The 25,251-nt window shown below is 45.3% G+C and carries 22 protein-coding genes; 4 read left to right on the top strand and 18 right to left on the bottom strand.

All coding sequences use genetic code 11. The annotated features are described in order from the left end of the window. Nucleotides 1-7 precede the first annotated feature (7 nt). From pgpA to vcdP, 15 genes are all read right to left on the bottom strand, one after another. On the bottom strand, nucleotides 8-511 hold the full coding sequence (pgpA, locus tag VHA02S_RS02750) for a phosphatidylglycerophosphatase A (RefSeq protein WP_005447591.1): 504 nt from the start codon (nucleotides 509-511) through the stop codon (nucleotides 8-10). Between the two features lie 57 nt (nucleotides 512-568). Next, nucleotides 569-1,534: a thiamine-phosphate kinase gene (gene thiL, locus VHA02S_RS02745; protein ID WP_005447592.1), complete on the bottom strand. Its 966-nt coding sequence runs from the start codon at nucleotides 1,532-1,534 to the stop codon at nucleotides 569-571. A gap of 78 nt (nucleotides 1,535-1,612) precedes the next feature. Further along, nucleotides 1,613-2,080 (bottom strand): transcription antitermination factor NusB, encoded by a 468-nt coding sequence (gene nusB / locus VHA02S_RS02740; protein ID WP_005440182.1) that lies wholly within the window; start codon nucleotides 2,078-2,080, stop codon nucleotides 1,613-1,615. Next, nucleotides 2,080-2,550: a 6,7-dimethyl-8-ribityllumazine synthase gene (gene ribH / locus VHA02S_RS02735; RefSeq protein WP_005440184.1), complete on the bottom strand. Its 471-nt coding sequence runs from the start codon at nucleotides 2,548-2,550 to the stop codon at nucleotides 2,080-2,082. Before ribH ends, nusB begins: the two co-directional genes overlap by 1 nt. A 169-nt stretch (nucleotides 2,551-2,719) precedes the next feature. Then, on the bottom strand, nucleotides 2,720-3,829 hold the full coding sequence (ribBA, locus tag VHA02S_RS02730) for a bifunctional 3,4-dihydroxy-2-butanone-4-phosphate synthase/GTP cyclohydrolase II (RefSeq protein WP_005447594.1): 1,110 nt from the start codon (nucleotides 3,827-3,829) through the stop codon (nucleotides 2,720-2,722). 152 nt (nucleotides 3,830-3,981) lie between these two features. Next, nucleotides 3,982-4,635, bottom strand: a complete 654-nt coding sequence (locus VHA02S_RS02725; protein WP_009697720.1) for a riboflavin synthase — start codon at nucleotides 4,633-4,635, stop codon at nucleotides 3,982-3,984. An 11-nt stretch (nucleotides 4,636-4,646) separates the two neighbouring features. Then, nucleotides 4,647-5,771, bottom strand: a complete 1,125-nt coding sequence (gene ribD / locus VHA02S_RS02720) for a bifunctional diaminohydroxyphosphoribosylaminopyrimidine deaminase/5-amino-6-(5-phosphoribosylamino)uracil reductase RibD (protein WP_038898514.1) — start codon at nucleotides 5,769-5,771, stop codon at nucleotides 4,647-4,649. Between the two features lie 7 nt (nucleotides 5,772-5,778). After that, nucleotides 5,779-6,228, bottom strand: a complete 450-nt coding sequence (gene nrdR / locus VHA02S_RS02715; RefSeq protein ID WP_005424846.1) for a transcriptional regulator NrdR — start codon at nucleotides 6,226-6,228, stop codon at nucleotides 5,779-5,781. Nucleotides 6,229-6,355: 127 nt separating this feature from the next. Further along, a complete protein-coding gene (locus tag VHA02S_RS02710) occupies nucleotides 6,356-7,606 on the bottom strand; it encodes a glutamate-5-semialdehyde dehydrogenase (RefSeq protein WP_038898513.1) in 1,251 nt (416 codons plus the stop codon). Nucleotides 7,607-7,623: 17 nt separating this feature from the next. Then, entirely contained in the window at nucleotides 7,624-8,763 is a 1,140-nt protein-coding gene (gene proB / locus VHA02S_RS02705; protein WP_038898512.1) for a glutamate 5-kinase, read from the bottom strand. A gap of 122 nt (nucleotides 8,764-8,885) precedes the next feature. Then, on the bottom strand, nucleotides 8,886-9,275 hold the full coding sequence (gene crl, locus VHA02S_RS02700; protein ID WP_005447601.1) for a sigma factor-binding protein Crl: 390 nt from the start codon (nucleotides 9,273-9,275) through the stop codon (nucleotides 8,886-8,888). Between the two features lie 118 nt (nucleotides 9,276-9,393). Beyond that, complete coding sequence (gene frsA, locus VHA02S_RS02695; RefSeq protein WP_009697716.1) at nucleotides 9,394-10,641, bottom strand: esterase FrsA; 1,248 nt, start codon at nucleotides 10,639-10,641, stop codon at nucleotides 9,394-9,396. Between the two features lie 90 nt (nucleotides 10,642-10,731). Further along, a complete protein-coding gene (gpt, locus tag VHA02S_RS02690; protein WP_005447605.1) occupies nucleotides 10,732-11,196 on the bottom strand; it encodes a xanthine phosphoribosyltransferase in 465 nt (154 codons plus the stop codon). Between the two features lie 342 nt (nucleotides 11,197-11,538). After that, nucleotides 11,539-12,828 (bottom strand): NCS2 family permease, encoded by a 1,290-nt coding sequence (locus VHA02S_RS02685; protein WP_005447607.1) that lies wholly within the window; start codon nucleotides 12,826-12,828, stop codon nucleotides 11,539-11,541. 486 nt (nucleotides 12,829-13,314) lie between these two features. Then, nucleotides 13,315-13,401, bottom strand: coding sequence for a small protein VcdP (gene vcdP / locus VHA02S_RS26595; RefSeq protein WP_017188447.1), 87 nt, complete (start codon nucleotides 13,399-13,401; stop codon nucleotides 13,315-13,317). Between the two features lie 460 nt (nucleotides 13,402-13,861). Here vcdP and VHA02S_RS02680 point away from each other — a divergent pair, with 460 nt between their 5' ends. Further along, nucleotides 13,862-15,334, top strand: coding sequence for an aminoacyl-histidine dipeptidase (locus VHA02S_RS02680; protein WP_038898511.1), 1,473 nt, complete (start codon nucleotides 13,862-13,864; stop codon nucleotides 15,332-15,334). Nucleotides 15,335-15,432: 98 nt separating this feature from the next. Here VHA02S_RS02680 and VHA02S_RS02675 read toward each other — a convergent pair whose 3' ends face one another. Then, nucleotides 15,433-15,972 carry a DUF3332 domain-containing protein gene (locus VHA02S_RS02675; RefSeq protein ID WP_005447616.1) on the bottom strand — a complete coding sequence of 180 codons (540 nt, stop codon included), beginning with the start codon at nucleotides 15,970-15,972 and terminating at the stop codon, nucleotides 15,433-15,435. A gap of 330 nt (nucleotides 15,973-16,302) precedes the next feature. Here VHA02S_RS02675 and VHA02S_RS02670 point away from each other — a divergent pair, with 330 nt between their 5' ends. The 3 genes from VHA02S_RS02670 to VHA02S_RS02660 all read left to right on the top strand — a co-directional run bounded on the left by VHA02S_RS02670 (nucleotide 16,303) and on the right by VHA02S_RS02660 (nucleotide 20,402). Continuing rightward, nucleotides 16,303-17,373: a succinylglutamate desuccinylase/aspartoacylase family protein gene (locus VHA02S_RS02670; RefSeq protein WP_005447618.1), complete on the top strand. Its 1,071-nt coding sequence runs from the start codon at nucleotides 16,303-16,305 to the stop codon at nucleotides 17,371-17,373. A gap of 240 nt (nucleotides 17,374-17,613) precedes the next feature. Then, entirely contained in the window at nucleotides 17,614-19,800 is a 2,187-nt protein-coding gene (locus VHA02S_RS02665) for a TonB-dependent receptor domain-containing protein (protein WP_038898510.1), read from the top strand. A gap of 179 nt (nucleotides 19,801-19,979) precedes the next feature. After that, entirely contained in the window at nucleotides 19,980-20,402 is a 423-nt protein-coding gene (locus VHA02S_RS02660) for a hypothetical protein (protein ID WP_038898509.1), read from the top strand. An 89-nt stretch (nucleotides 20,403-20,491) separates the two neighbouring features. Here the strand turns inward: VHA02S_RS02660 and VHA02S_RS02655 are convergent, their stop codons facing one another. Both VHA02S_RS02655 and purL read right to left on the bottom strand, forming a co-directional pair. Beyond that, nucleotides 20,492-20,794: a DUF3622 domain-containing protein gene (locus tag VHA02S_RS02655; protein WP_005447624.1), complete on the bottom strand. Its 303-nt coding sequence runs from the start codon at nucleotides 20,792-20,794 to the stop codon at nucleotides 20,492-20,494. Nucleotides 20,795-21,026: 232 nt separating this feature from the next. Continuing rightward, a complete protein-coding gene (gene purL, locus VHA02S_RS02650; RefSeq protein ID WP_005447626.1) occupies nucleotides 21,027-24,938 on the bottom strand; it encodes a phosphoribosylformylglycinamidine synthase in 3,912 nt (1,303 codons plus the stop codon). Between the last annotated feature and the right edge of the window lie 313 nt (nucleotides 24,939-25,251).

Below are 25,251 nucleotides of genomic sequence, written 5' to 3'. Positions count from 1 at the left end.
GTAGGTACTACATCCAACCTGCGTATTTCGCCACAAAAAACAGTGCGATACCCGCCATAATGCCCGCCACGATATCATCAATCATGATACCTAAGCCGCCATGAACACGTTTATCTAACCAACCGATAGGCCACGGTTTTACCATGTCAAAGAAGCGGAACAAGATAAAACCAGTAAGTAACCATTTCCATTCTGTTAAGGGAATATTCAGTGCAGGCACTAAGCTCATGGTGATCCAAAAGCCCGCAAATTCATCCCACACGATTGAGCCATGGTCATGAACGCCCATGTCGTCTGATGTCACTTGGCAGATCTTTATGCCAATCACACAAGAGACAAGTACGGCGACCACGTATAGTGGAAAAGGCAATTGGGCTAACAATAGAAATAATGGTACAGATGCCAGTGTGCCCATTGTGCCTGGCACTACAGGTGATAAACCGCTACCAAAACCTGTCGCCAATAAATGCCACGGGTTCTTTAATGAAATCAGAGAGAGAGGGTTGGTCATTTCCTTAAACCTATACTGCAAGTTTGGTTTCAATCTTAGGCTAGAGCCTAGCTCATATCATTTAAAGTGGTCAAAGCCACTCAGATCCCAATCAAGCGGTTGATTGTTATCATGCAGCTCGAAGGTACCTTTTGGTCGAATCTGACCAATACACGTGACTTTACATCCGATATGAGACAAAGCGCTTTGTAATGAGCCACGGTTTTGCTCTGGCACAGTAAAGCACAGTTCGTATTCTTCGCCACTTGATAGAGCATACTGCTGTGCGATGACCTTATCATCTAAAAACTGAACCAGTTCTGAAGAAATTGGCAATTGGGAAACATCTAAGCTCACACCAACATCAGAACGTTTGAGGATGTGTTTGATATCAGAGATTAAACCATCAGAGATATCAATCGCAGCCGAAGCCAACCCAACGAGCGCTTGACCAGCCAAAACACGAGGTGAGCTAAGATAATGCGCTGTCTCAAGTTCCTGCGCAGCAATACGCGAGCGCAGTGAATCATCCAGAATCACATCCAGACCGGCTTTGGCATCTCCAAGGTTGCCCGTGACATAAACCCAGTCCCCGACTTTCGCCCCAGAGCGAGTCAGTGCTTTCCCTTCTGGTACAAACCCTTGCACGGTGAGCGTCAGGCTCAGTGGACCTTTTGTGGTATCACCACCAATAAGTTGAATACCAAAATAATCCGCCAGCTCAAAAAATGCATCACAGAAAGGCGCGAGCCAAGCTTCATCAGGCTTAGGCATCGTCAATGCAAAGCTCACCCACGCCGGCGTTGCACCCATTGCCGCGAGATCACTAATATTTGATGCCAACGCCTTATGTGCGACCCAAGCAGGGTTTGCATCCGCAAGAAAATGGGTTCCAGCCACTAACGTATCAGTACTAATGGCAATTTGTACGTTATCTGGCGCTTTCACTAACGCACAGTCGTCACCCGCCGCTAGGTGTACGTCTTTGCGTTGGCTTTGACGTCCAACAAAGTACTTATCGATCAGATTGAATTCACCAGACATTATTCACTTACTTTTTGATGGAAAAGCTTTTGATACAAAAAAGGTCAGCATCTGCTGACCTTTTTAATGAAGAAATCGTTATTTCTTACGTACGTGTGGCGCCGCTTTATCTAGCACACCATTCACAAATTTGTGGCTGTCTTCTGCCGCGAATACTTTTGCAAGTTCAATCGCTTCGTTGATTACCACTTTGTAAGGAACATCTTCGCGACGAGTCATCTCGTACATAGCAAGACGAAGAAGAGCAAGTTCCATCATGTCTAGGTCCTGCATTGGACGAGACACGTATGGACGGATTTTGCTATCTAGCTCAGAGTGGCTAAGTACAACACCGCTTAGTAGTTCACGGAAGTAAGCTACGTCTGTTTCTGGAGCAGCAAGTGCAGGCTCAGATGCGTGAAGTTCTTCTTCATCGTATTTGTCGCCAGACAAAAACTGTTCTTCGATCGTGGCAACATTATCTTTGGTAATTTGCCATGAATAGATCGCTTGTAGAGCGAATTGACGTGCGTTACGACGTGCGGCTGGTTTCACACTGGCCCCCATTAGGAATCAATTTCAGATAGTACATTAATCATTTCAAGTGCGCTTAGTGCAGCCTCTGCACCTTTATTACCAGCCTTGGTTCCTGCGCGTTCAATCGCTTGATCGATAGTATCAACAGTCAATACACCAAATGCTACTGGAAGACTGTACTCCAGAGAAACTTGTGCAAGACCCTTGTTACACTCACTACAAACATAGTCAAAGTGCGGTGTACCGCCACGAATTACTGTACCTAGAGATACGATTGCATCGTACTTACCAGTTTTAGCAACACGTTGAGCTACTAGAGGTAGTTCTACGGCACCTGGGCAACGAACAACAGTGATGTTGTCTTCGCTTACTTGTCCGTGACGCTTTAGTGTATCGATCGCACCAGATAGTAGGCTTTCGTTAATAAAACTGTTGAAACGAGAAATAACGATAGCAATTTTTGCATTTGGCGCTGGGAAGCCACCCTCGATCACTTTCATAAGCTTTCCTTTAACTCTATTTATAAGTGAAAATTGTTCATCAAGTGAGAATCGCCGGATTCTATCACAATTTTGTGAGCAATATCTAATGGAAATTGGGGACGAATCACGAGTTCCTCGCCTTAGCGACGATAAGTGCATGTAAGACTAGGAACTCGCTGGTCAGTTATTATTCGCAGACGTACTCAACCACATTCAGACCAAAACCGCCGAGTGCGTGGTACTTCTTGTTGGTTGAAGAAAGCAGGCGCATATCGTGAATGCCCAGATCAGCAAGGATTTGAGAGCCGACACCCACTCGGCGTGACGTACCTTGCTTCTTAGCAAGCGTTGGTGCTTCGCCTTTGTCTTGTGCTTCAAACATTTTCACTCGGTGAATAAGCAGATCGGTTGACTCTTCGTTGCCAAGTACAACCAGAACACCACCTTCTTCGCCAATGCGCTTCATTGCTTTCTCAAGTGTCCAGCTACGCTCTGCGTTGCGGTCACTTCGAAGGACATCGGTAAATACATCTTGTAAATGAACGCGGACCAATGGCGCTTCAGAAGCAAGGTCACCCTTACACATTGCGTAGTGCACTTGGTTATCAATCGTGTCTTTGTAAGTCACAAGCGTGAACTCACCGAACTCTGTTGGCAATGCACACTCAGCAACACGTTCAATCGTTGTTTCGGTGTTATTGCGGTATTCAATCAAGTCCGCAATAGTACCTAGCTTTAAGCCGTGCTTTTCAGCAAATACTTCAAGATCAGGACGACGTGCCATCGTGCCGTCGTCGTTTAGGATCTCAACGATAACCGATGCTGGCTCTAGACCTGCAAGGCGAGCCAAATCGCAGCCTGCTTCTGTATGACCAGCGCGAGTTAGAACGCCACCATCTTGTGCTGCTAGAGGGAAGATATGACCAGGTTGAACTAAATCAGCTGCTTTCGCATTTGGCGCAACGGCAGCTTGTACAGTGCGAGCACGGTCTGCGGCAGAGATACCTGTCGTAACACCTTCAGCCGCTTCAATAGAAACGGTAAAGTTCGTGGTGTATTGCGCATTGTTGTCTTGCACCATTGGCGGTAAACCAAGGCTTTCACAACGAGCTTTTGTCATGGTTAGACAGATCAAGCCACGACCATGCGTAGCCATAAAGTTGATTGCTTCCGGCGTAATGTGCTCGGCAGCCATGATCAAATCACCTTCATTCTCGCGGTCTTCATCATCCATCAGGATGACCATTTTGCCCGCGCGAATGTCATCAATAATTTCTTGAGGCGTGCTGATAGGCATATTCTGTTTCCCGTTATTCATAAATTTATTATTGCAGCAGCAATACGTTTAACGTTTCGGTTAGCCATGTCTACTGGCTTTAGCGCAGTTTGCAGCCAACCCTTATTAAGTCAATTAACCTGATAACGTTCTGTGATTATTGTCGGTTTCGCCTACGCAAAACCATTTTGCTGCAAGAAGTCCATGGTAATACGTGACTCTTGCGATTCTTCTTTTTGACCTTGTAGCAAGCGTTCCATGTAGCGAGCCAGTACATCCACTTCTAGGTTCACTTTGCGACCCACCTGGAACTGATCAATCGTGGTCTCTTCACTGGTGTGAGGAACAATCGTCAATTTAAAACCATTTTTACGTAGGTCATTGACGGTCAGACTAATGCCATCCACTGTGATCGAGCCTTTTTCTGCGACGTACTTACTGATTTCAGTAGGCATTTCTACCCAGAATTCAATCGCTCGACCAACTTGGTTGCGCTCAACAATCACGCCCACGCCATCGACGTGACCAGACACAATGTGCCCACCAAAACGTGTCGTTGGTAACATGGCCTTTTCCAGGTTCACTTTATCGCCAACTTGGTAAGCGGCAAAACCTGTTTTATTCAGCGTTTCCAGTGATAAGTCAGCACTGTAATAGTTGCTACCGAAGTCGACGACCGTCAAGCACACACCATTCGTTGCGATACTGTCCCCCAACTTAACGTCAGACATATCCAACTTGCCAACTTCGACCGTAACGGTGATGTCTTCGCCTTTTGGCGTGATTGCAGTTAGTTTGCCAACTGCTTCTACAATTCCTGTAAACATAATGCTTCTTTCTAGCTTTGGTTGCGTTTGACGGTTGCAGTAATGCGAATATCCACCCCTACCATTCGAACGTCGGTAATAGTTAAATCGATAACTTGTGCCATATCGGTTAGCCCAAGAGCACCAATCAAACCTCGCCCATCACTGCCCATTAATTTAGGAGCAAGATAAACAATCAGTTCATCTACAAGGTTAGCTTTGATTAATGAACTCGCGAGTGTAGCGCCAGCTTCAACCCACAAGTGATTAATATGATATTCGCTCGCTACAGCTTTTAATGTCGCCGTTAAGTCAATTTGACCATTTTCCGTCAGCTCAGGCGCAATATCGCCGTCGTGACTAACAATAATACGCTCACCGTCGGTATTAAATAGTTTTAGATCATCGCTAAGTTGAGACTGGCGATCGAAAATCACACGAAGAGGCTGACGAACTTCATCTTGAGTATATTGAGCTCGCACACTGCATGGCAGGTCATCCCAACGCACATTCAGCGATGCATTGTCATCAATGACTGTCTTACTGGTCGAGAGAATAGCGCCACTCAACGCTCGATAACGCTGTACATCTTGGCGAGCCTTTGGGGAGGTGATCCATTGACTCTGACCATTATTGAGTGCACTTTGCCCATCGAGGCTGGCTGCCATTTTCAACTGAACATAAGGCATGCCAGTTTGCATGAACTTGATAAACCCTTTGTTCAGCTCGATCGCATCGCTTTCTAATAAGCCAACTTGAACGTCTACCCCCGCATCGCGCAGCATTTGAAAACCGCGTCCTGCAACTTTCGGGTTTGGATCTTCCATTGCACAAACAACACGTGCGACTTTGGCTTTGATTAGCCCCTCAGCACAAGGTGGCGTACGACCATAATGAGAGCAAGGTTCCAGTGTCACATATGCCGTTGCGCCTTCAGCTTTATTGCCAGCCATACGCATCGCGTGAACTTCAGCATGAGGTTCCCCCGCACGATGGTGATGACCTTCGCCAACAATCTCACCGTCACGGACAATAACGCAGCCTACATTCGGGTTAGGTGCCGTTGTATAAATGCCGCGTTTCGCTAACTTGAGCGCACGCGACATCATTTCGAAATCTTGAGAGGTAAATTCTGAAGAGAGAGATTGTTGAGCCATGATTCAATCAGTCTTCTAGGCGAGCAATTTCTTCGCCGAATTCACGGATGTCTTCAAAGCTACGATAAACTGATGCAAAGCGGATATAAGCGACTTTATCCAGCTCTTTCAATTGATCCATAACCAAATTACCAATCATTTCACTTGGTACTTCACGTTCACCAGTTGCACGCAGTTGGGACTTAATCATGCTGATGGCTAGCTCAATAGAGTCAGCACTAACTGGACGTTTTTCTAAGGCACGTTGAATACCACCAACCATTTTATCTTCATCAAATGGTTCACGGTTACCGTTAGATTTAATCACTTTCGGCATCACCAACTCTGCGGTCTCAAACGTTGTAAAACGTTCACTGCACGCAAGGCATTGACGACGACGACGCACTTGATGCCCATCAGCAACCAAGCGTGAATCAATTACTTTTGTGTCGTTCTCAGAACAAAAAGGACAATGCATATCACCTCCAAATAGCTTGCAATTGGGTTCGTCCCAAAAGCAAGACTAGTGTAGCGGAATTGCTATGTTAGAGAAAACAAAAAGGGGCATCGCTGCCCCTTTTTCAATCAATATCAAACGGTTTCTGTTAACTGCGTGCTAAGTAGTTCGCTTTACCAACCCATTTGTAGCTGGTCAGTTCTTCCAAACCCATAGGACCACGAGCATGCAGTTTCTGAGTTGATACCGCAACTTCGGCACCTAAACCAAACTGAGCACCGTCAGTAAAACGTGTTGCGGCATTTACGTAAACCGCCGCAGAACCGACAGAGTTAATGAACAATTCTGAGTTTTGTAGGCTGTTTGTCATGATCGCATCTGAGTGGCTCGCGTTGTGAACGCGCATGTGATCAATCGCTTCTTTCACATCAGCAACCACTTTTACACCTAGCGTGTAACTTAGCCATTCCGTATCAAAATCACCTTCACCCGCATCGCGAATTTGTTTCGCTTGTGCCATCAGTGCTTTTGCTTTTGGCTCTGCGACAAAAGTTACGTTTTCGTTCATGCGCTCTACGATCATTGGCAGGAACTGCGCAGCGATATTCTCGTGAACCAGCAAAGTATCTAGCGAGTTACATGCGGACGGGCGTTGGACTTTTGAGTTTTCAACAACATTGAGTGATTTCTCTAGCTCTGCTGATTCATCAACAAAAATGTGACTAATACCAAAGCCACCAATGATCACTGGAATGGTACTGTTCTCTTTACACATTTTGTGTAGACCAGCGCCACCACGTGGAATGATCATATCGACGTAGTCGTCTAGCTTAAGTAATTGAGAAACCAACTCACGATCCGGTTTTTCGATGTACTGAACAGAAGCCGCTGGCAAGTTTGCTTTCGCAAGTGCCGATTGGATAACCTTCACCAGTTCCATATTAGAGAAAAATGTCTCTTTACCACCACGTAGGATGCTTGCATTACCTGTTTTTAGACACAAAGCAGCAATATCGATGGTGACATTCGGACGCGCTTCGTAAATCACACCAACTACACCAAGTGGCACGCGACGACGAGACAGAGACATGCCGTTTTCTAGCACTTTGCTGTCAATTTCACTGCCCACAGGATCGTTAAGGCTGATCACATTACGAACATCGTTAGCAATACCCGTTAAGCGCTCTTCATTCAGTAAAAGGCGGTCAAGTAATGCATCCGTTAGACCCGCTTCGCGACCTAACTCAATATCTTTTGCGTTTGCAGCCAAAATGGTTGCTGCATTTGCTTCTAGCTCATCGGCGATAATGGCTAGTGCTTGGTTCTTTTGTGCGGTTGACGCTGTCGCCAATTCGAAAGCTGCATCTTTGGCAGCTTTACCCATATTCGTTAAATCCACTTTGCTTCCCTCAATTTCTATTCTTGAATGACGACAAGATCATCGCGATGAATCACTTCTGAGCCGTAGTCATGACCCAAAATAGAGATGATATATTTACTGTGCTTACCTGCAATTTTCGCTAGGTCTTCACTTGAGTAGGCACTGATACCACGAGCAACCAGTTTACCGTGGGAGTTTGTCACGCGGGCGACTTCGCCACGAGCAAAATCACCACTTACTTTAATAACGCCTTTCGCAAGCAGACTACTGCCCTTACCTACAACCGCGTTAACGGCACCGTCATCAATAATGATGTCACCAGACGCCGCAGGACCGGCTAAGATCCAACGCTTACGGTTTTCTAGTGCTTCAGAACACGGTAGGAAACGTGTGCCTTGTGGCTCTGAACTCAATGAGTCAAAGATAACATTTGGTGCACTACCAGCGGCGATAATAACTTCAATACCAGCGCGGCGAGCTATGTCTGCCGCTTGAAGTTTGGTTGCCATGCCGCCCGTACCTAGCGTTGTGCCACTACCACCTGCAATTTTACGCAAAGTATCATCGATAGTTTTCACTTCTTTGATCAGCTCAGCATTCGGATCTTTACGTGGGTCTGCGGTAAACAAACCTTTTTGATCAGTCAGGAGCAGCAATTTGTCTGCACCACACAAAATCCCCACCAAAGCAGACAAGTTATCGTTATCACCTACTTTGATTTCATTTGTTGCGACAGCATCGTTTTCATTAACGATAGGGATAATGTCATTCGCAACCAACGCATTAATGGTGTCACGTGCGTTAAGGAAACGTTCACGATCGTCCAAATCAGCGCGAGTCAGTAGCATCTGACCAATTTTGATACCGTAAATACCAAACAAAGACTCCCATGTTTGAATCAGACGGCTCTGACCCACGGCTGCAAGCAACTGTTTGCTCGCCATCGCGTTGGGCAGTGCGGGGTATCCAAGATGCTCACGGCCTGCTGCAATCGCACCAGACGAAACCATTACTACTGAATGGCCTTGTTTTTTAAGCTCAGCACATTGACGAGCCAGCTCTACCATATGAGCACGGTCTAACGCCAAAGTGCCGCCTGTCAGCACACTTGTACCCAGTTTCACAACGACGGTCTGTGGTTGTGAAACAACTGCATTCTGTTGATTCGTTGTCATGATGTCTTCTGAAATGAAAAACAAATAAAGAGTGGATGTTTTAGCAATCAAATGGGGATTTAACAAGCAGAAAAGGTGCGAAAACGCACCTTTTTGTCTTATCAGGGAAGAAAACAGCCAAATTAGGCGAAATCAAACGATTCGGTGTGATATTCCACTTCCAGTTTGAAATGCTCAGCCACTGTATCAATAAGCTTTTGATGGAAGGTACTTTGTGTCAAGTACACTTCCTCTACCACCTTATTTGGTAATGGTTCTGAGGTCCATTCCCCTTCTTTGTTGTATTTACCAATATGGTATTTTGCCGTAAAGCCACCTTCGATGGACTCCAAGTCCATCCACCAGCCCCAAAATTCACGTTTCTCAGGTGACTTTTTGTCGTCTACACAGACAGATAGACAGTCAAAATAGTAGTGCCCTTCTTGTGATTGTGGTTCGCGCAGGTACGGACCTATCGCCTTCAACTTTGACATCAAGCGAAAGTGAGTCGGCCCTTGTGTCGTCTCTGACATAAGAATCTCCGTTTCCATAGTAAGGATATTTAGCTATCCAAGAATGATTATTATTTTTAATTATCATGAGCTTATTTTTTGCTCACATATATCACTCTTAACTAAATTAGGAGATTTGTCATCTTAATAATTCGTCCTCCAACCACTTTATGGCTAAATCGAGGGATTGCTCATAACCTTTTGTAATTGTCTTGGAACTGATTTTCTTGGCTTGTCCGTACTGGCTAAACAGTGCTACCAACTGGTTATCACTATGAGGTGAAACTGGGTCCCCTTCGAGACTCAATGCTAAAATTGGCACCTTAGTTTTACGGCTACTTAGGAAACCTTGTACCTTGAGTGACCATGCCATCATCTGTCCGGCCATGCTATTGATGTCAACAGCACTCTTACCAAGGCGAGACGCTAATAGGTCAAGGTACATCTTCGGCATTTGCTGCAACTTTTTAGGCGACGTAAACAGATCATGCACTGGTGCTCCCAAAGCCACACAAGCTTTGATCTTTTCTTGCTCAACAAACGAAAGACGAATCATGGCATTACCGCCAAAGCGGAAGCCAATCAATCCAACTTTGTGGTGATCAACCCAAGGTAGAGAATACAGTTCATTCAAAACCGCTTGATGAAGGCAACTGGAGTTTTCAGTCAGCGGCCAATGTGAACTATGACCGACTGACGGCATATCAATAGTCACCATCGCAATGTCTTTTGGAGCTAAGTGGTTTCTGAACAAGCGCCACATATCCGTTTGCAAGCTGTCCAAACCAGCACTGACCATTACAACTGGTAATTGTTTATCTGTGCGAGGAAGATGTAGGTTCGCGATGATCTTGCGTTTTTGGTAAGGCACTTCGATCTGCTTGATCACGTATTTAGTTTTTTCTGAGCCTTCTGAATACGCTTTGTTCGCCAATACCTGTGCTTGAATGGCTAAGTTATCATTCTTTAAATGTGGATAGCCTGCAATGCTAAAACACAATGAAGCCGTAAACAGCTCATCAGCCGCTTCCTCCCCCTTCATTTCATTCGCGCGGCGTTGATGCTCCATGCCTAACTTAATCCACTCAAACGTCCAGTTACCACCGTGGTAACCCATGACCGTATCAAGCCATTTATCTTCGGTACGAGAATGATTCGATGACGCGATTTTAGAAAGTACCCCTTCCATTTCGATAGGAGATAAGCCCTGCCACGCCCATTGAAGACGTCTCAAATGACGATACCAAGCACGATCTTCATGCTCTTCTCGCTCATCAAGAATCTTTTGGCTGGTCGGCATGTATTGAGTAAGTGCAGAGGTTTCTTTCGCTTGTTTGTGTTTGACAAACAAAGTTTCGGAGAGGTTTTTACTGACGTCTTCTGACATAGGAAGAACTCTAGGCTGGTTGCAATAGCGTAATAATAATAAAAAAAATGCCCCTATAAAGGGGCATTTCTCAATATTCTTAGTGCAAACTTATTTTTGCTTGCGATTTACTGGCTCAGCGTACTGGATAGACATATCCCAAGGTTGCTCGATCCAAGTGTCTTGTGCGATGTCTACTACGTAGTCATCAAGTAGCTCTTTACCAGAAGGCTTAGCACATACAGCAATCAGTTTTGCTTTCGGGTACATTTCACGAAGTTTACGCGCTGTATCACCGCTATCTACTAGGTCTTCAATGATTAGGTAACCTTCACCGTCACCTTCTGGTGCTTTAAGCACTGTCATGTCACGTTGATGATCGTGGTCGTAGCTTGAGATACAAATTGTATCTACGTAGCGAATACCTAGCTCACGAGCCAAGATAGCACCAGGAACCAAGCCACCACGACTTACCGCCCAAATACCTTTCCATTGCTCAGCTGGCATTTGTTTCTCAGCCAGTTCACGGCAGTAAGACTGCATCGCATCCCAAGTGATAATGAATTTTTTACTCATTGTAATAACCTAATAATTTCAAAATATGCATCCCCGTGACCTAGCTGATGGCGCTGAAATGGACTCATCAATCTAGATTTCCCACACCAGAGGAAATGGGGGTTTCAAGCTACGCAAACGATTATTCTACCGAAACCCATGATTAATACCAACGCTGATATCAAAATTCTCCGTCTATTACGCAGAAAAATCGAATTCAGTGAACACGGCAAAATAAAGAAGGGAATGAATTTGAGAAGAAATGCTCCATAAACAAGGAGAAATTCCCCTCCAGTAAAAGCCCACAAACAAAAAGCCAGTGTGAACGTGTGCCCACACTGGCTTTTCTTTTAATCGTCAGAGTTAGCCTAGGATGTACTTCGCAATGAAGATAGCGGACATAACCCATACACTCATTGAGACTTCACGTCCTTTACCACTGAACAGTTTGATCGCAGCGTAAGCAATGAAACCAAGCGTGATACCTTCTGCAATAGAGAAAGTCAAAGGCATAACCAAACACGTTACGACAACAGGAGCCGCTTCTGTTAGGTCACGCCAGTCGATGCCAACAAGACCAGAAAGCATCAAGATAGCCACGTAAAATAGTGCACCAGACGTTGCGTAAGCTGGAATCATTCCCGCTAGTGGAGAGAACAATAGAGCAAGAAGGAACAATACGCCAACAACCACAGCAGTTAGACCTGTACGACCACCAGCGGCTACACCAGAAACGCTCTCAATGTATGACGTCGTGTTTGATGTACCTAGTAGAGCACCGACAGATGTTGCTGTTGAGTCTGCAAGTAGCGCTTTATTTAGGCGTGGAATGTTGCCGTTTTCGTCAGTCAAACCCGCTTTTTGCGAAACACCAACTAGCGTGCCTGCAGTGTCGAACAAGTCAACGAATAGGAAAGCAAATACTACAGAGATCATACCTACTTCGAACAAGCCAGAGAAGTCTAGCTGCATGAAGGTTGGCGCGATGCTTGGTGGTGTTGACATGATGCCGCCCCACTGAACGTCACCAAAGATCAGACCAAGAATTGTTACGCCTAGGATTGCGATCATAACCGCACCTTTCACACCACGGTGAACCAATGCAATCGTCATGAAGAAGCCAATCGCTGCAAGTACAGATGGTAGAGAAGTGATATTACCCATTGAAACTAGCGTTGCTGGGTTATCTACAACAATACCTGCGTTTTTCAGTGCGATGAAAGCAAGGAACAGACCGATACCTGCTGAGATACCAGTACGAAGAGAAAGTGGAATCGAATTGATGATCCATTCGCGAATCTTAAACACACTCAAGACGATAAATAGCAGACCGGAAACAAATACTGCTGCTAGCGCGACTTGCCATGTGTAACCCATGCCCAACACAACGGAATAGGTAAAGAACGCGTTTAGACCCATACCTGGAGCCTGAGCGATTGGGTAGTTTGCTACTAAGCCCATGATGAAACAGCCAATAGCGGCAGCAAGACACGTCGCAACGAACACGGCACCACGATCCATACCTGTATCTGCAAGGATAGCTGGGTTTACAAAGATGATGTAAGCCATAGTTAGGAAGGTAGTAACACCTGCGATGATCTCAGTGCGCACATTGGTGCCATTTTCACTAAGTTTAAAGAGCCTTTCGAGCATGATCGAATCCTGTAAAAGGTAAAAAGTAAACGGTTGCGTAATCGATTGGCTCGAATTATAAAGTTATCAAATAACAAATTCCAGATAGAATTTTCACTCTAAAGGGATTTTTTTCTTGGGATATGAAACCCATTAGCTAGCGTTTTAAACAGCAAATAAATTTAGGTCTTAATAAACAATAACTAACGAACTTGTACTGAAAACAAACGTATGTGTACAAACTGAGCAATGTATTAAACTTTCAAACGCAAAGTCATCGTTTTGGACGCTAAATACCCAAAGAATTGGTCAGAAAATGAAACAAGTGAGATAAGCAATCGGAGAATTGAAGCTTGGTGGCGATAAAATAGGCGAGATTGGGATCAGAAGATAAAAAAACGCCACTCAATTTGAGTGGCGGTGAATCATGTCAGCACTATGCACTGAAAAAAAATTCCAATTTATAGGGGTGAACAAACTTGTTCGAGTCACATGCGTTGGCTTCAATTAGTAACCAAAGCTTGTTGGGTATACAAAGTTACCGGTGTAAACAGATTTGCTGTTCCAGAACATTGCACTTGGTAAACCTTTCATAAATATCACCTTCTAAATCAATTAATACTGTTAATTTGGTTGATTTCTCAGTTCCTTGGAGGCGATAAACGGACTCATCCTTTGAGCATTTCATTCTTCTCTCAGAAGCTGGTTACAAATATACCACCCAGAAATTTAATTACAAGCATTTTAGTGACCAGAATCACAAAAACTTAATAAATTGACCTCCATCAAGAATTAACTGTAATTAAATTACAGTTTAGTAAATTAAAAATTAAACAAACTTTCAGAACATACTAAGCTCGTTGCATTGGTGTATTACGTTGTGTTCATAATCTGTGACAGTTCTAGGGCAAATCCTTTTCACCACAACTACTAGAACCGCTTTTCTGGTGGTATGCTGAGGGCAATTCCAAGCCAATACCGATTAGCATTTACTGCTAAACACTCATTAAATTTACGGTTTAAATTTGGCAAAGCACATCAAAAGGAGTCTTCCGTGTCTGAATTCCATTCTGAAATCAGTACCTTATCACCTGCTCCACTTTGGCAGTTTTTCGATAAGATTTGTTCAATCCCTCACCCTTCAAAACATGAAGAAGCTCTAGCACAGTACATTGTTACTTGGGCAACAGAGCAAGGTTTTGACGTACGCCGCGATCCAACTGGCAACGTGTTCATTAAAAAACCTGCGACACCAGGTATGGAAAACAAAAAAGGTGTAGTGCTTCAAGCACACATCGACATGGTGCCACAAAAGAACGAAGACACTGATCACGACTTCACTCAAGATCCAATTCAGCCATACATCGATGGTGAATGGGTAACAGCAAAGGGCACAACGCTAGGTGCAGATAACGGCATCGGCATGGCTTCTTGTCTTGCTGTACTTGCTTCTAAAGAGATCAAGCACGGTCCTATTGAAGTTTTACTGACTATTGATGAAGAAGCAGGCATGACAGGTGCATTTGGTCTTGAAGCTGGCTGGTTGAAAGGCGATATCCTTCTAAATACAGACTCAGAACAAGAAGGCGAAGTGTACATGGGTTGTGCAGGAGGTATCGATGGCGCAATGACCTTCGATATTACTCGTGACGCAATTCCAGCGGGCTTTATTACTCGTCAACTAACACTGAAAGGTCTAAAAGGCGGTCACTCTGGCTGTGACATCCATACAGGTCGCGGTAACGCAAACAAACTGATTGGTCGCTTCCTCGCTGGTCACGCGCAAGAGTTGGATCTTCGCCTGGTTGAATTCCGTGGCGGTAGTTTACGTAACGCGATTCCTCGTGAAGCTTTTGTAACTGTAGCACTACCGGCAGAAAATCAAGATAAACTAGCGGAACTGTTCAACTACTACACTGAGTTACTAAAAACAGAGCTTGGTAAAATTGAAACAGACATCGTGACTTTCAACGAAGAAGTTGCAACAGATGCACAAGTGTTTGCGATTGCAGACCAACAACGTTTCATCGCAGCATTGAACGCTTGTCCAAACGGTGTAATGCGTATGAGTGATGAAGTTGAAGGCGTGGTTGAAACATCACTTAACGTTGGTGTTATCACAACAGAAGAGAACAAAGTAACCGTTCTATGCCTAATTCGTTCCCTGATCGACTCAGGTCGTAGCCAAGTTGAAGGTATGCTTCAATCTGTCGCTGAACTGGCTGGTGCTCAAATTGAATTCTCTGGCGCTTACCCAGGCTGGAAACCAGATGCTGATTCAGAGATCATGGCAATTTTCCGTGATATGTACGAAGGCATCTACGGTCACAAGCCAAACATCATGGTTATCCACGCAGGTCTTGAATGTGGTCTGTTCAAAGAACCTTACCCGAACATGGATATGGTTTCTTTCGGTCCAACCATCAAGTTCCCTCATTCTCCAGATGAGAAAGTGAAGATCGATACCGTTCAACTGTTCTGGGACCAAATGGTTGCGCTTCTTGAAGCCATTCCTGAAAAAGCGTAATTCAAACCAATACGCGAAAAACACAAAAGGGTGCCTCGGCACCCTTTTTTTATTGTGAGCTTTTTATTACAGACTCTTTATAACAAGAGTATCGCAAACTATGCGCGAGTTTGCGCGTATGCCGCTAGCTCATCCATAGAAGTTTTAGCAACCACTTCACCATCGATGTAGTAAGTAACGAAGTCACCTTCACGAACGCCCATTAGTGTCGCTTTGTCACCGTTGTTGTATGTAATGTCCATCTGAACGGTGTTCTCGTCGATCTGTTGCATTTGACCTTGCTCGATAACACGGTTGTGCGTTAGAGGACCGATCGGTGCAGTCGTTAGAGATTTGTCTAACTGGTGGTTCACGTCGATGTAAGTATCCATCTTGGTATCAAAGATGTGTGGCTTACCGTTTAGTGGGTTTTTACCAGTCCAGAATTCTAGAGAGTTGAATACGATGTAATCCGCTGCAACAGCAACACCATAAACAGGCGCCAAAAGCATGTTTAGACCACCACGAGCGTAACGGTTATCTACTGCTTTTAGGTTAAAGCCCATTACGTAACCTGTCACTGCATTACTGCCCACACAGCCAGAAAGAGAAACTGCGACTGCAGTCAATGCGCCAATTTTAGCGAACGCCTTTTTCATCAAAACCTCTAGTTAAATAGTATTAGGTCAAAAATTCGGCGGGGATATTAGCGGATTAAAACCATAGGTAAAAGTCAGTTTTTCTTCAAAAAAATATGAGTATTAAATTTAACACAGCCTTATTTATTCGATGAATGTGCTACTTTAAAACACAGCGTACAGCCACTCAATAAACACAGAAATTAACCCAATGTGCTTACACAACTCATACATCTGGTGAAACTTTAATCTTTTCAATAAAAATTATTTTTCGTCACCTAAAGAAGAATGATTAGTGTGATTTTGAACCAGTTGTTACATTGTTGCTAACGTATTTGACAGAGATGGTTTATGGCCAGAAGTAAAAAAAGCAAAGTATTTGAGCTACTCGGGCATCAAGTACAACCAGGACAACGACTAGAAACCGAATTTGAAGCAGCACAGCTTTACACGCACTCACCACTTTCTATTCCTGTGGAAATCATCCATGGTAAACAAGAAGGTCCCGTGCTAATGGTGAATGCGGCGATCCATGGTGATGAGCTTAATGGCGTAGAAATCGTTCGTCAGATGATCAACCAACTGGATCCGCAAAAGCTGAAAGGCACCGTGATTGCGGTTCCTATTGTGAACGTATTTGGTTTTATTCATAAGTCACGCTACCTACCGGACCGCCGCGACCTAAACCGTTGCTTCCCAGGAAGCGAAAAAGGTGCATTGGCATCTCGCATGGCGCATGGGTTCTTTAACAATATCGCCAAACGCTGTGATTACATCTTGGATCTTCATACGGGAGCGATTCACCGTACTAACCTACCGCAGATCCGTGCGAACCTGAGTAATCCAGAAACACTGCGAATCGCAAAAGCGTTTGCCACACCAGTGATCGTAGACTCGGCACTGCGTGATGGCTCTTTGCGTAGTGAAGCTGAAAAATGCGATATCCCAGTGCTAACTTATGAAGCTGGTGAAGCTCTGCGCTTTGACCCTCTATCTATCAGCGCAGGTGTACTTGGCGTGCAGCGCGTCATGCAAGCCATCGGCATGCTTCGCGCAAGCCGCAAAAAGCTACCAGAGCCAATTATCGCAAAATCCACCAGTTGGGTACGTGCATCAGGTAACGGTATTCTGCGTACTGTCGTGAACCTAGGTGACAAAGTTGAAGAAGGTGAAACACTCGCATACATCAGCTCGCCGCTTGGTCACGACGAACTTGAACTGGTTGCACCAAAAGGCGGTATCGTGATCGGTCAGCAAACACTGCCTCTAGTTAACGAAGGTGATGCAATCTTCCACATTGCTTACTTCAAACAAGACGATGATGTCGTTGAACAAACCGTAGAAAGCTATATTGAAGAGCTAACAGAGTTCGATGTTGATCAAGTCACGACAGGGCAAATTCCGCTAGAAACTCAGCAATAAGTTTTTGCATAAACTGAAAGCCCAGAAATTCATCTGGGCTTTTTTGTGGCGAAAAGATAGACACATTCACTCCCCTACATATCTTAATCCCTATCAAAATCTGTTTTACCGTCATTTGGTGGATATAAAACTTTACAGGCATTCAAAAAAACACCATTGATAATTAATCTCATTATCATTTATTAATTTGTGCAGCATTCATATAATCCTCGCCTAATCAAATTACTATAAATGACGAATATGAAACGTTTATCCACTCATGGCTTCAAGGTAAGCCTTGTTTCGCTCGCAGTGCTCAACTCCCTTGCTTCCTATGCAGCAGAAGGCTCAGATGAAGAGCTTGAAGTCATTGGTGTGCATTACGCGAAACCAATCACTGTTGCAGAACCTGCTCAAACGACCATTGATTGGTCTCTTATCGAGGAACAGCAGTATTCCAATTTTGCAGATATGATCGACTCCGTGCCAGGAGCAACATTAGATGGTGGCGCTCGCTCTGGGGGGGAACGTATCAATATCCGCGGTTTTGATGACCCAAGTGACATCGCTGTATTTGTTGATGGCGCACCTATCGGCTTCCAACAATACCGTTACGGTACCTTCTTCTTTGACCCGTTCTTAATTGGTGAGGCAGAGATCATCAAAGGCGCGCACGACTATCGCGCATTGAATGGTAAATTTGGTGGCTCCATCCGTATCAAAACGAAAAGTGTCGATGATCTCCTCGATGGCGATCGTAACTTTGGTGCTCGTGTTTCCACTGGCTATAACAATAATGGTGATGAAAACTCATACACCTTGTCCTTATACGGCAAGAACGACGCCGGCTTCTACTTCTTAGCCAATGGCTCGGTAAAAGATTCAGATGACATCCAAGTTGGCGGCGGTGAAACGTTGGATTACTCGGGTTACGAGCAAGAAAACATGCTGGTGAAAGTCGGCTATGAAAATGACGACCACGAGTTCGAAATCAGTCATACGCGCTACAAAGACGAAGGTCGCAAACCTTGGGCGAACCGTCGTGGAAAAATGCCGAATATTTCCGACTACAACATCAAAAAATATGGCTCATTGGAGAAGGCGAAATACGCGTACACGGTCGACAACAAATACACCGACAATACGACAACGCTCTCTTACCATTACATGCCTTCCAATCCTTACATTGATTTCAACATCAAAATGGCACGCTCTGAAAACGATCGCCACTGGGTACGCCCTGATGTTGCATTCGAAAAAATGTTCGTCTCTGTCGGCAGCTACGGTCACGAGTCTTGGCTAAGTTACGAACGCGATTACGTTGATGTCTTCAACCAAGCACAAATTGGAGATCACGCACTAGTCACTGGTCTTCAGTACCAAAAAACTGATCGCGATTCACTGGTCTTCAATAAATCGTATGCCAAAAAAGAAGCAAAGAACTACGGCTGGTACACGCCTTATTACGAACCATCGGGTATACAGACGATTTACGCCGCTTATGTAGCAGACCATTACCAAGCGACCGATCGTCTAACCATCACGCCATCTTTGCGTTATGAATACATCACCAGCGAAGGTAAAGGCAATGCAGCGCCAGACTACAACGACCCGGCGGCTGGACATGACTACAGTGAGACGAGCCACAAAGGCTTTAGTCCGCGTCTCGATATCGATTTTGATGCCACTAATAATACGCGTTTGAATTTCTCTTACGCATACGCATTAAAAGCGCCAACGGTTGATAACATCTACTCTGTACAATATTCCCGCGCTACGGCGACAGCAACAGCAAGAGATCTGGATGTTTCGCGCATTCATGCCTACCAAGCGAGCGTGATCAATTTAACCGAAGGTCTCGTCAGTGACCGTGACAACCTTGCAACGGAGTTTACCGTGTTTTACAACGACGTAAATGACACGGTCGATATCCGAACAGGTGCAAATCTAGATAAAAACAGTACAGAAAACCAAAGCTGGAATACGAACTTAGATGGGTTCAAAAACTACGGTTTTGAGTTGATTTCACAGTACCGTATTTCAGATTTCTATACTGATTTTTCAGCGAGTTACGTACGTGGTAAAAACAAAGGTAGTCTATCTGACTCCACTGGTTCTGATGACGATCACCCAGATGTACCACCATTGAACATCAACCTAGGCTTCGGTTACGAATGGCTCCCAGGTCTACGCTCAGGTTGGGAAGTACGTTGGTACGATGCACAAACCAAAACGAAGGCAGAGGGTAACAACCTGAAAGTAAAATCGCCTAGTGAGCAATATACGCTGCAAAATGCGTATGTCGTTTGGGATGTGCAACAAGTCAAAGGCTTGAGCGTTGGAGCGATCGTGAAAAACCTAACTGACCGTTACTATGAAGCCTACCTATCTAACGGCGTGCCTTCACCGGGTCGTGAAGTTAAACTTAAACTGACTTACCAGTACTAATTAATCACATTATCTGTATTGGTCTTCAACCAGCTCGGGGCTATGAATGGCTCCGAGTTTTCGTTTATATCCAAGTAACCTCAAAATGCTTGATTCAGCCAGAGTGACTTGGGTCTATCACCCTCATTTTACATACGAGACTTATGAGCCTTCGAAGAAAAACGCTGACATGGAAACAAATGTTATTTGTCGCTGCCCTAGCCTCTCCGCATGCTGCGAGTATTTCACAAGACAATATCTCTCAATATTTGGAAGAACACAGTAAGCGCCAGCAATTAGAAGATCATTACGCTGCCACTGTGACAGACAACTTAGATCTTGATGCTCAAACAGATGGTTTAACGTGGAAAGAAGATGGCAAACCCGATCATTGCCAATACACAAAAGGAGAGATAACGGAAGCGAGAGATTATGATTATGGGGAAGCCAAAGATCTTTCTGACGGCTTGCATAACATCGATTTGCCGCCCGTACATACTCCCAAAAACAGCCACAAGCATCGAACCTATTCGAATAATCCTCAATTGCTTGCCGGTAATAAACAATTTGCAGCCCCTGCAGAAGGTTCGGTGAGCTTTTCGATATCTTCGGACTGCTTTTAAACGACACAAACAAAAATGCCCCGAGATGATCTCAGGGCATTTTTTAATTCATAATCGACGGCACAGATAAGCCATCTAGTAAGCTGAGATTACTCTTCGTCAGCTTCTACTTCACGCGCTTTGCGAGCTTCTTCTTTGCGAACTTTCGCCGCTAGTTGCTCAGCTTCACGCTCTTGACGCTGTGCTGCTTTACGCTCGTTACGAACAACTTGGTTTTGAACAAAACCCGCAAGTTCTTGCTCAGCCCAAGCTTGTGCTTTCTCTTCGCTGTCAAAACCAGTTTCACGTTTTGATACTACTGTCTTACGAGATGTCACTTGACGAGTGATCTCTGCGCTCCAGCCGTTACGTTTTTCAGTTACGCGGATAGCAAATTTTGGATTTTTAGACATTTCTTTCATTTCCTAAGGGATTAATCAGGGATTCGGTCAACTTGATAACTCCATCTAAGCTGAGCTGTTTAACACCATCCCTTGGTAAGCGCGGTATTAGAGCATAAAAGTTACCGAAACGCTGCAAGTTTTTTAAGGGAGACGGGAGACGTTCTCGATTCCCTTAAATAAAAAAGCGCCAGTCTTTCAACCAGCGCTTTATTCTTTTCGTTAACCTTGGACTACGCCGTAATTAGCCGATGTTCTTACGTGCGTTTTGGAACATACGCATCCAAGCACCATTCTCGCCCCAACCTTCTGGAGCCCATGAGTTCGCTACTGTGCGGAACACACGCTCAGGGTGCGGCATCATGATTGTGACACGACCATCTTGAGTCGTTAGACCCGTAATAGCGTTTGGCGAGCCGTTCGGGTTATTCGGGTATTGCTGCGTTGGATTACCGTGGTTGTCCACGTAACGAACTGCAACGGTACCTGATGCTTCAATCGCTGCTAGATGGTCAGCATCACGTACTTCTACACGACCTTCACCGTGAGAAACTGCGATAGGCATACGAGAACCCGCCATGCCGTCAAAGAATACAGAATCAGACTTCTGAACTTCAACTAAGCTAAAGCGCGCTTCAAAACGCTCAGATTCATTACGAACAAAGCGTGGCCATAGGTCTGCACCTGGGATTAGCTCTTTCAGGTTCGATAACATCTGACAGCCGTTACACACACCTAGAGAAAATGTGTTGTCACGATTAAAGAAGCTTTGGAACTGTTCACGAGCTTGTGCATTGAACAAAATAGACTTAGCCCAACCTTCACCCGCACCAAGTACGTCACCGTAAGAGAAGCCACCACAAGCCACTAGACCGTGGTACTCATCCAGAGCCGCTTGACCTGTTAGGATGTCGCTCATGTGAATATCAGTCGCTTCGAAACCTGCACGATCAAACGCTGCTGCCATTTCTACGTGAGAGTTAACGCCCTGCTCACGCAGAATAGCCATCTTAGGCTTCGCACCGGTATTTACCATAGAACCCGCGATGTAAGGCGCTGCAATGTCTTCGTTTACGTCGAAGCTTAGCTTAACGTTTAGACCTGGGTCAGAGTTGTCTTTCTTCGCTTCATGCTCTTGGTCAGCACATGCTGGGTTATCGCGTAAACCTTGCATCTTATGCGTCGTCTCAGCCCAGATAGTACGTAGTTCAGTACGGTTACGCTCAAGAACCACTGTGTCACCAGAAGTAATCACTAGCTCATCAGATGCTTCGACTGAGCCGATTACGTGAGAACATGCTTCAAGACCGTTCGCTGCTAGCGTTGAAAGTACAGCGTCTAGGTCATCGTTTTTAACCTGAAGCACTGCACCCAACTCTTCGTTGAATAGTGCTGCTAGTACATCTTCACCTAGGTCGGCGATGTCTGCTTTAACACCACAGTGACCAGCGAACGCCATCTCTGCAAGCGTTACAAATAGACCGCCATCGCCTTTATCGTGGTAAGCCACTACTTGATCGTTTGCTACTAGAGTTTGAACTCCTTCGTAGAAACCTTTCAGTTGTGCTGCGTTGTCTACATCTGCTGGCTTATCACCAAGCTGCTTGTAAACCTGCGCAAGTGCTGTTGCGCCTAGACGGTTTTGCCCGTTACCTAGGTCGATAAGAACCAGTGACGTGTCACCTTTATCTGTGCGCAATTGCGGAGTGATGGTCTTACGAACATCTTCAACACGAGCAAACGCAGTGATGATGAGAGATAGCGGAGAGGTTACTTCTTTCTGTTCGCCGTTCTCTTCCCACTTGGTCTTCATCGACATTGAGTCTTTACCCACAGGGATAGTCAGACCAAGTGCTGGACATAGCTCTTCACCCACAGCTTTCACCGCTTCGTAAAGACCTGCATCTTCACCCGGGTGACCGGCTGGAGACATCCAGTTTGCAGACAGTTTAATATGTTTGATATCACCGATGTTTGTCGCTGCAATGTTTGTGATTGCTTCACCAACCGCTAGACGAGCCGATGCACCAAAGTCTAATAGAGCAACTGGTGTACGCTCACCCATCGACATTGCTTCACCGTGGTAAGTGTCGTAACTTGCTGCAGTTACCGCGCAGTTTGCTACTGGAACCTGCCACGGACCAACCATTTGGTCACGCGCGACAAGACCTGTTACCGTGCGGTCACCGATAGTGATTAGGAATGTTTTTTCTGCAACCGTTGGAAGGCGTAGAACGCGATCCACGGCTTCGTTCAGCTCGATGCCGTCACGGTTAACCGCCGGGTTGTTTGCTTTTAGCGTTTTCGCATCACGGTGCATCTTAGGCGTCTTACCAAGAAGCACATCCATTGGCATGTCAATTGGCGTGTTCTCGAAGTGTGAATCTTCAAGTTTAAGCTCACGCTCTTCAGTTGCGATGCCTACTACTGCGTATGGTGCGCGCTCACGCTTACAGATTGCATCGAATACTTCCATGTTCTCTGGCGCAACCGCCATTACGTAGCGTTCTTGAGATTCGTTACACCAGATCTCAAGTGGGCTCATGCCTGGTTCGTCATTTGGTACGTCACGCAGTTGGAAAATACCACCACGTTCGCCATCGTCGACAAGCTCTGGAAGTGCGTTAGAGATACCGCCCGCACCCACATCGTGGATGAATGCGATTGGGTTAGCATCACCAAGTTGCCAACAACGGTCGATCACTTCCTGACAGCGACGCTCCATCTCTGGGTTTTCACGCTGTACTGAAGCGAAATCTAAGTCTTCTGCTGATTGACCAGATGCCATTGAAGAAGCAGCACCACCGCCAAGACCGATGTTCATTGCAGGACCACCAAGTACGATTAGGCTTGCACCTACGGGGATCTCTTTCTTCTGAACGTGCTCGTCACGGATGTTACCCATACCACCAGCAATCATGATTGGCTTGTGGTAACCACGAACCTCTTCACCTGCGTGAGAGTTAACTTTCTCTTCGTAAGTACGGAAGTAGCCAAGTAGGTTTGGACGACCAAATTCGTTGTTGAACGCCGCGCCACCAAGTGGACCTTCTAGCATGATATCTAAAGCATTAACGATACGACCCGGCTTACCGAAATCTGTTTCCCATGGCTGCTCAAAACCAGGAATACGTAGGTTAGAAGTAGTGAAGCCAACAAGACCTGCTTTTGGCTTACCACCGATACCAGTCGCGCCTTCATCACGGATCTCACCGCCTGAACCAGTAGAAGCGCCTGGCCATGGAGAGATCGCTGTCGGGTGGTTGTGCGTTTCCACCTTCATTAGGATGTGCGCTTTCTCTTGGCTGTAACCGTACTGGCGAGTTTCTGGGTTCGGGAAGAAACGACCTACATCTGAACCCACCATAACTGCTGCGTTATCTTTGTACGCAGACAGTACGTTTTCTGGTGTGGTTTCAAACGTGTTTTTGATCATCTTGAACAGAGACTTCTCTTGCTTAACACCGTCGATAGTCCAATCTGCATTGAAGATCTTGTGACGACAGTGCTCTGAGTTCGCTTGTGCAAACATCATTAGCTCAATATCAGTCGGGTTACGTTCAAGCTTATTTACGAACGCATCGTAAAGGTATTCTATTTCATCATCTGCAAGTGCAAGACCTAGGGTAACGTTTGCGTTTTCAAGCGCAGCACGACCGCCGTTTAATAGGTCAACGTCTGCCACTGGTGCAGGTTCTGCAGCTTGGAATAATGCGCTTGCGTCGTCGAAGTCAGTAAAAGTAACTTCCATCATGCGATCATGGATGAGCGCTTTTACATCTGCAATTTGAGCATCGTTAAGAGGCGTCGCTGTTTCTACGTAGTATGCTGTGCCGCGCTCAAGACGTTTTACTTTGTCTAGACCACAGTTGATGGCGATGTCTGTAGATTTAGAAGACCAAGGCGAAATAGTGCCCGGGCGAGGAGTCACAAGAAGTAAAAGACCTTCTGGCTCATGCTCTTCGATCGTTGGACCGTAAGTCAGCAATTTTTCCAGTTTTTCCAACTCTTGGTCATCAAGGTCAGACTTTAGATCCGCAAAGTGCATAAACTCTGCGTAAATGCCAGTGACAGGCAGATCTTGTTCACGACATAGTTCCAGTAGTTTATTAACACGAAACTCAGAAAGAGCTGGGGAGCCACGCAAAATTCTCATGTGCTTAGGTCTCTTATTGCAAGTGATTAAGGTGATATTGGAATAAATTCAGTGGGTTATACTGTTTTCTTCGAAGCTATTCCCGAAGGTTTTTCAAACCTATGCCGATGCCACCTCTTCGTTGCGAGCGCATTATATAGCAATTGTTTTTGTGATGTAACACCAAAAGCAACCGTTTGCGTCATTTTTTTTGCCAAATTTGAATTACGACTAAAATGTCGATAAATCACACAATGTCGCACTCTATCTGTCTGATTCACTTTGCCCCACCAGCGCGCTTTGATATAAAGGCAACTAGAAATTTATCGAGACG

Origin of the sequence: Vibrio harveyi NBRC 15634 = ATCC 14126 = KCTC 12724 (genome assembly GCF_001591145.1) — a bacterium.
GTDB lineage: Bacteria > Pseudomonadota > Gammaproteobacteria > Enterobacterales > Vibrionaceae > Vibrio > Vibrio harveyi.
Note: the sequence above shows the minus strand (reverse complement) of the source record. Positions and strands in the feature narration are given on the sequence as shown.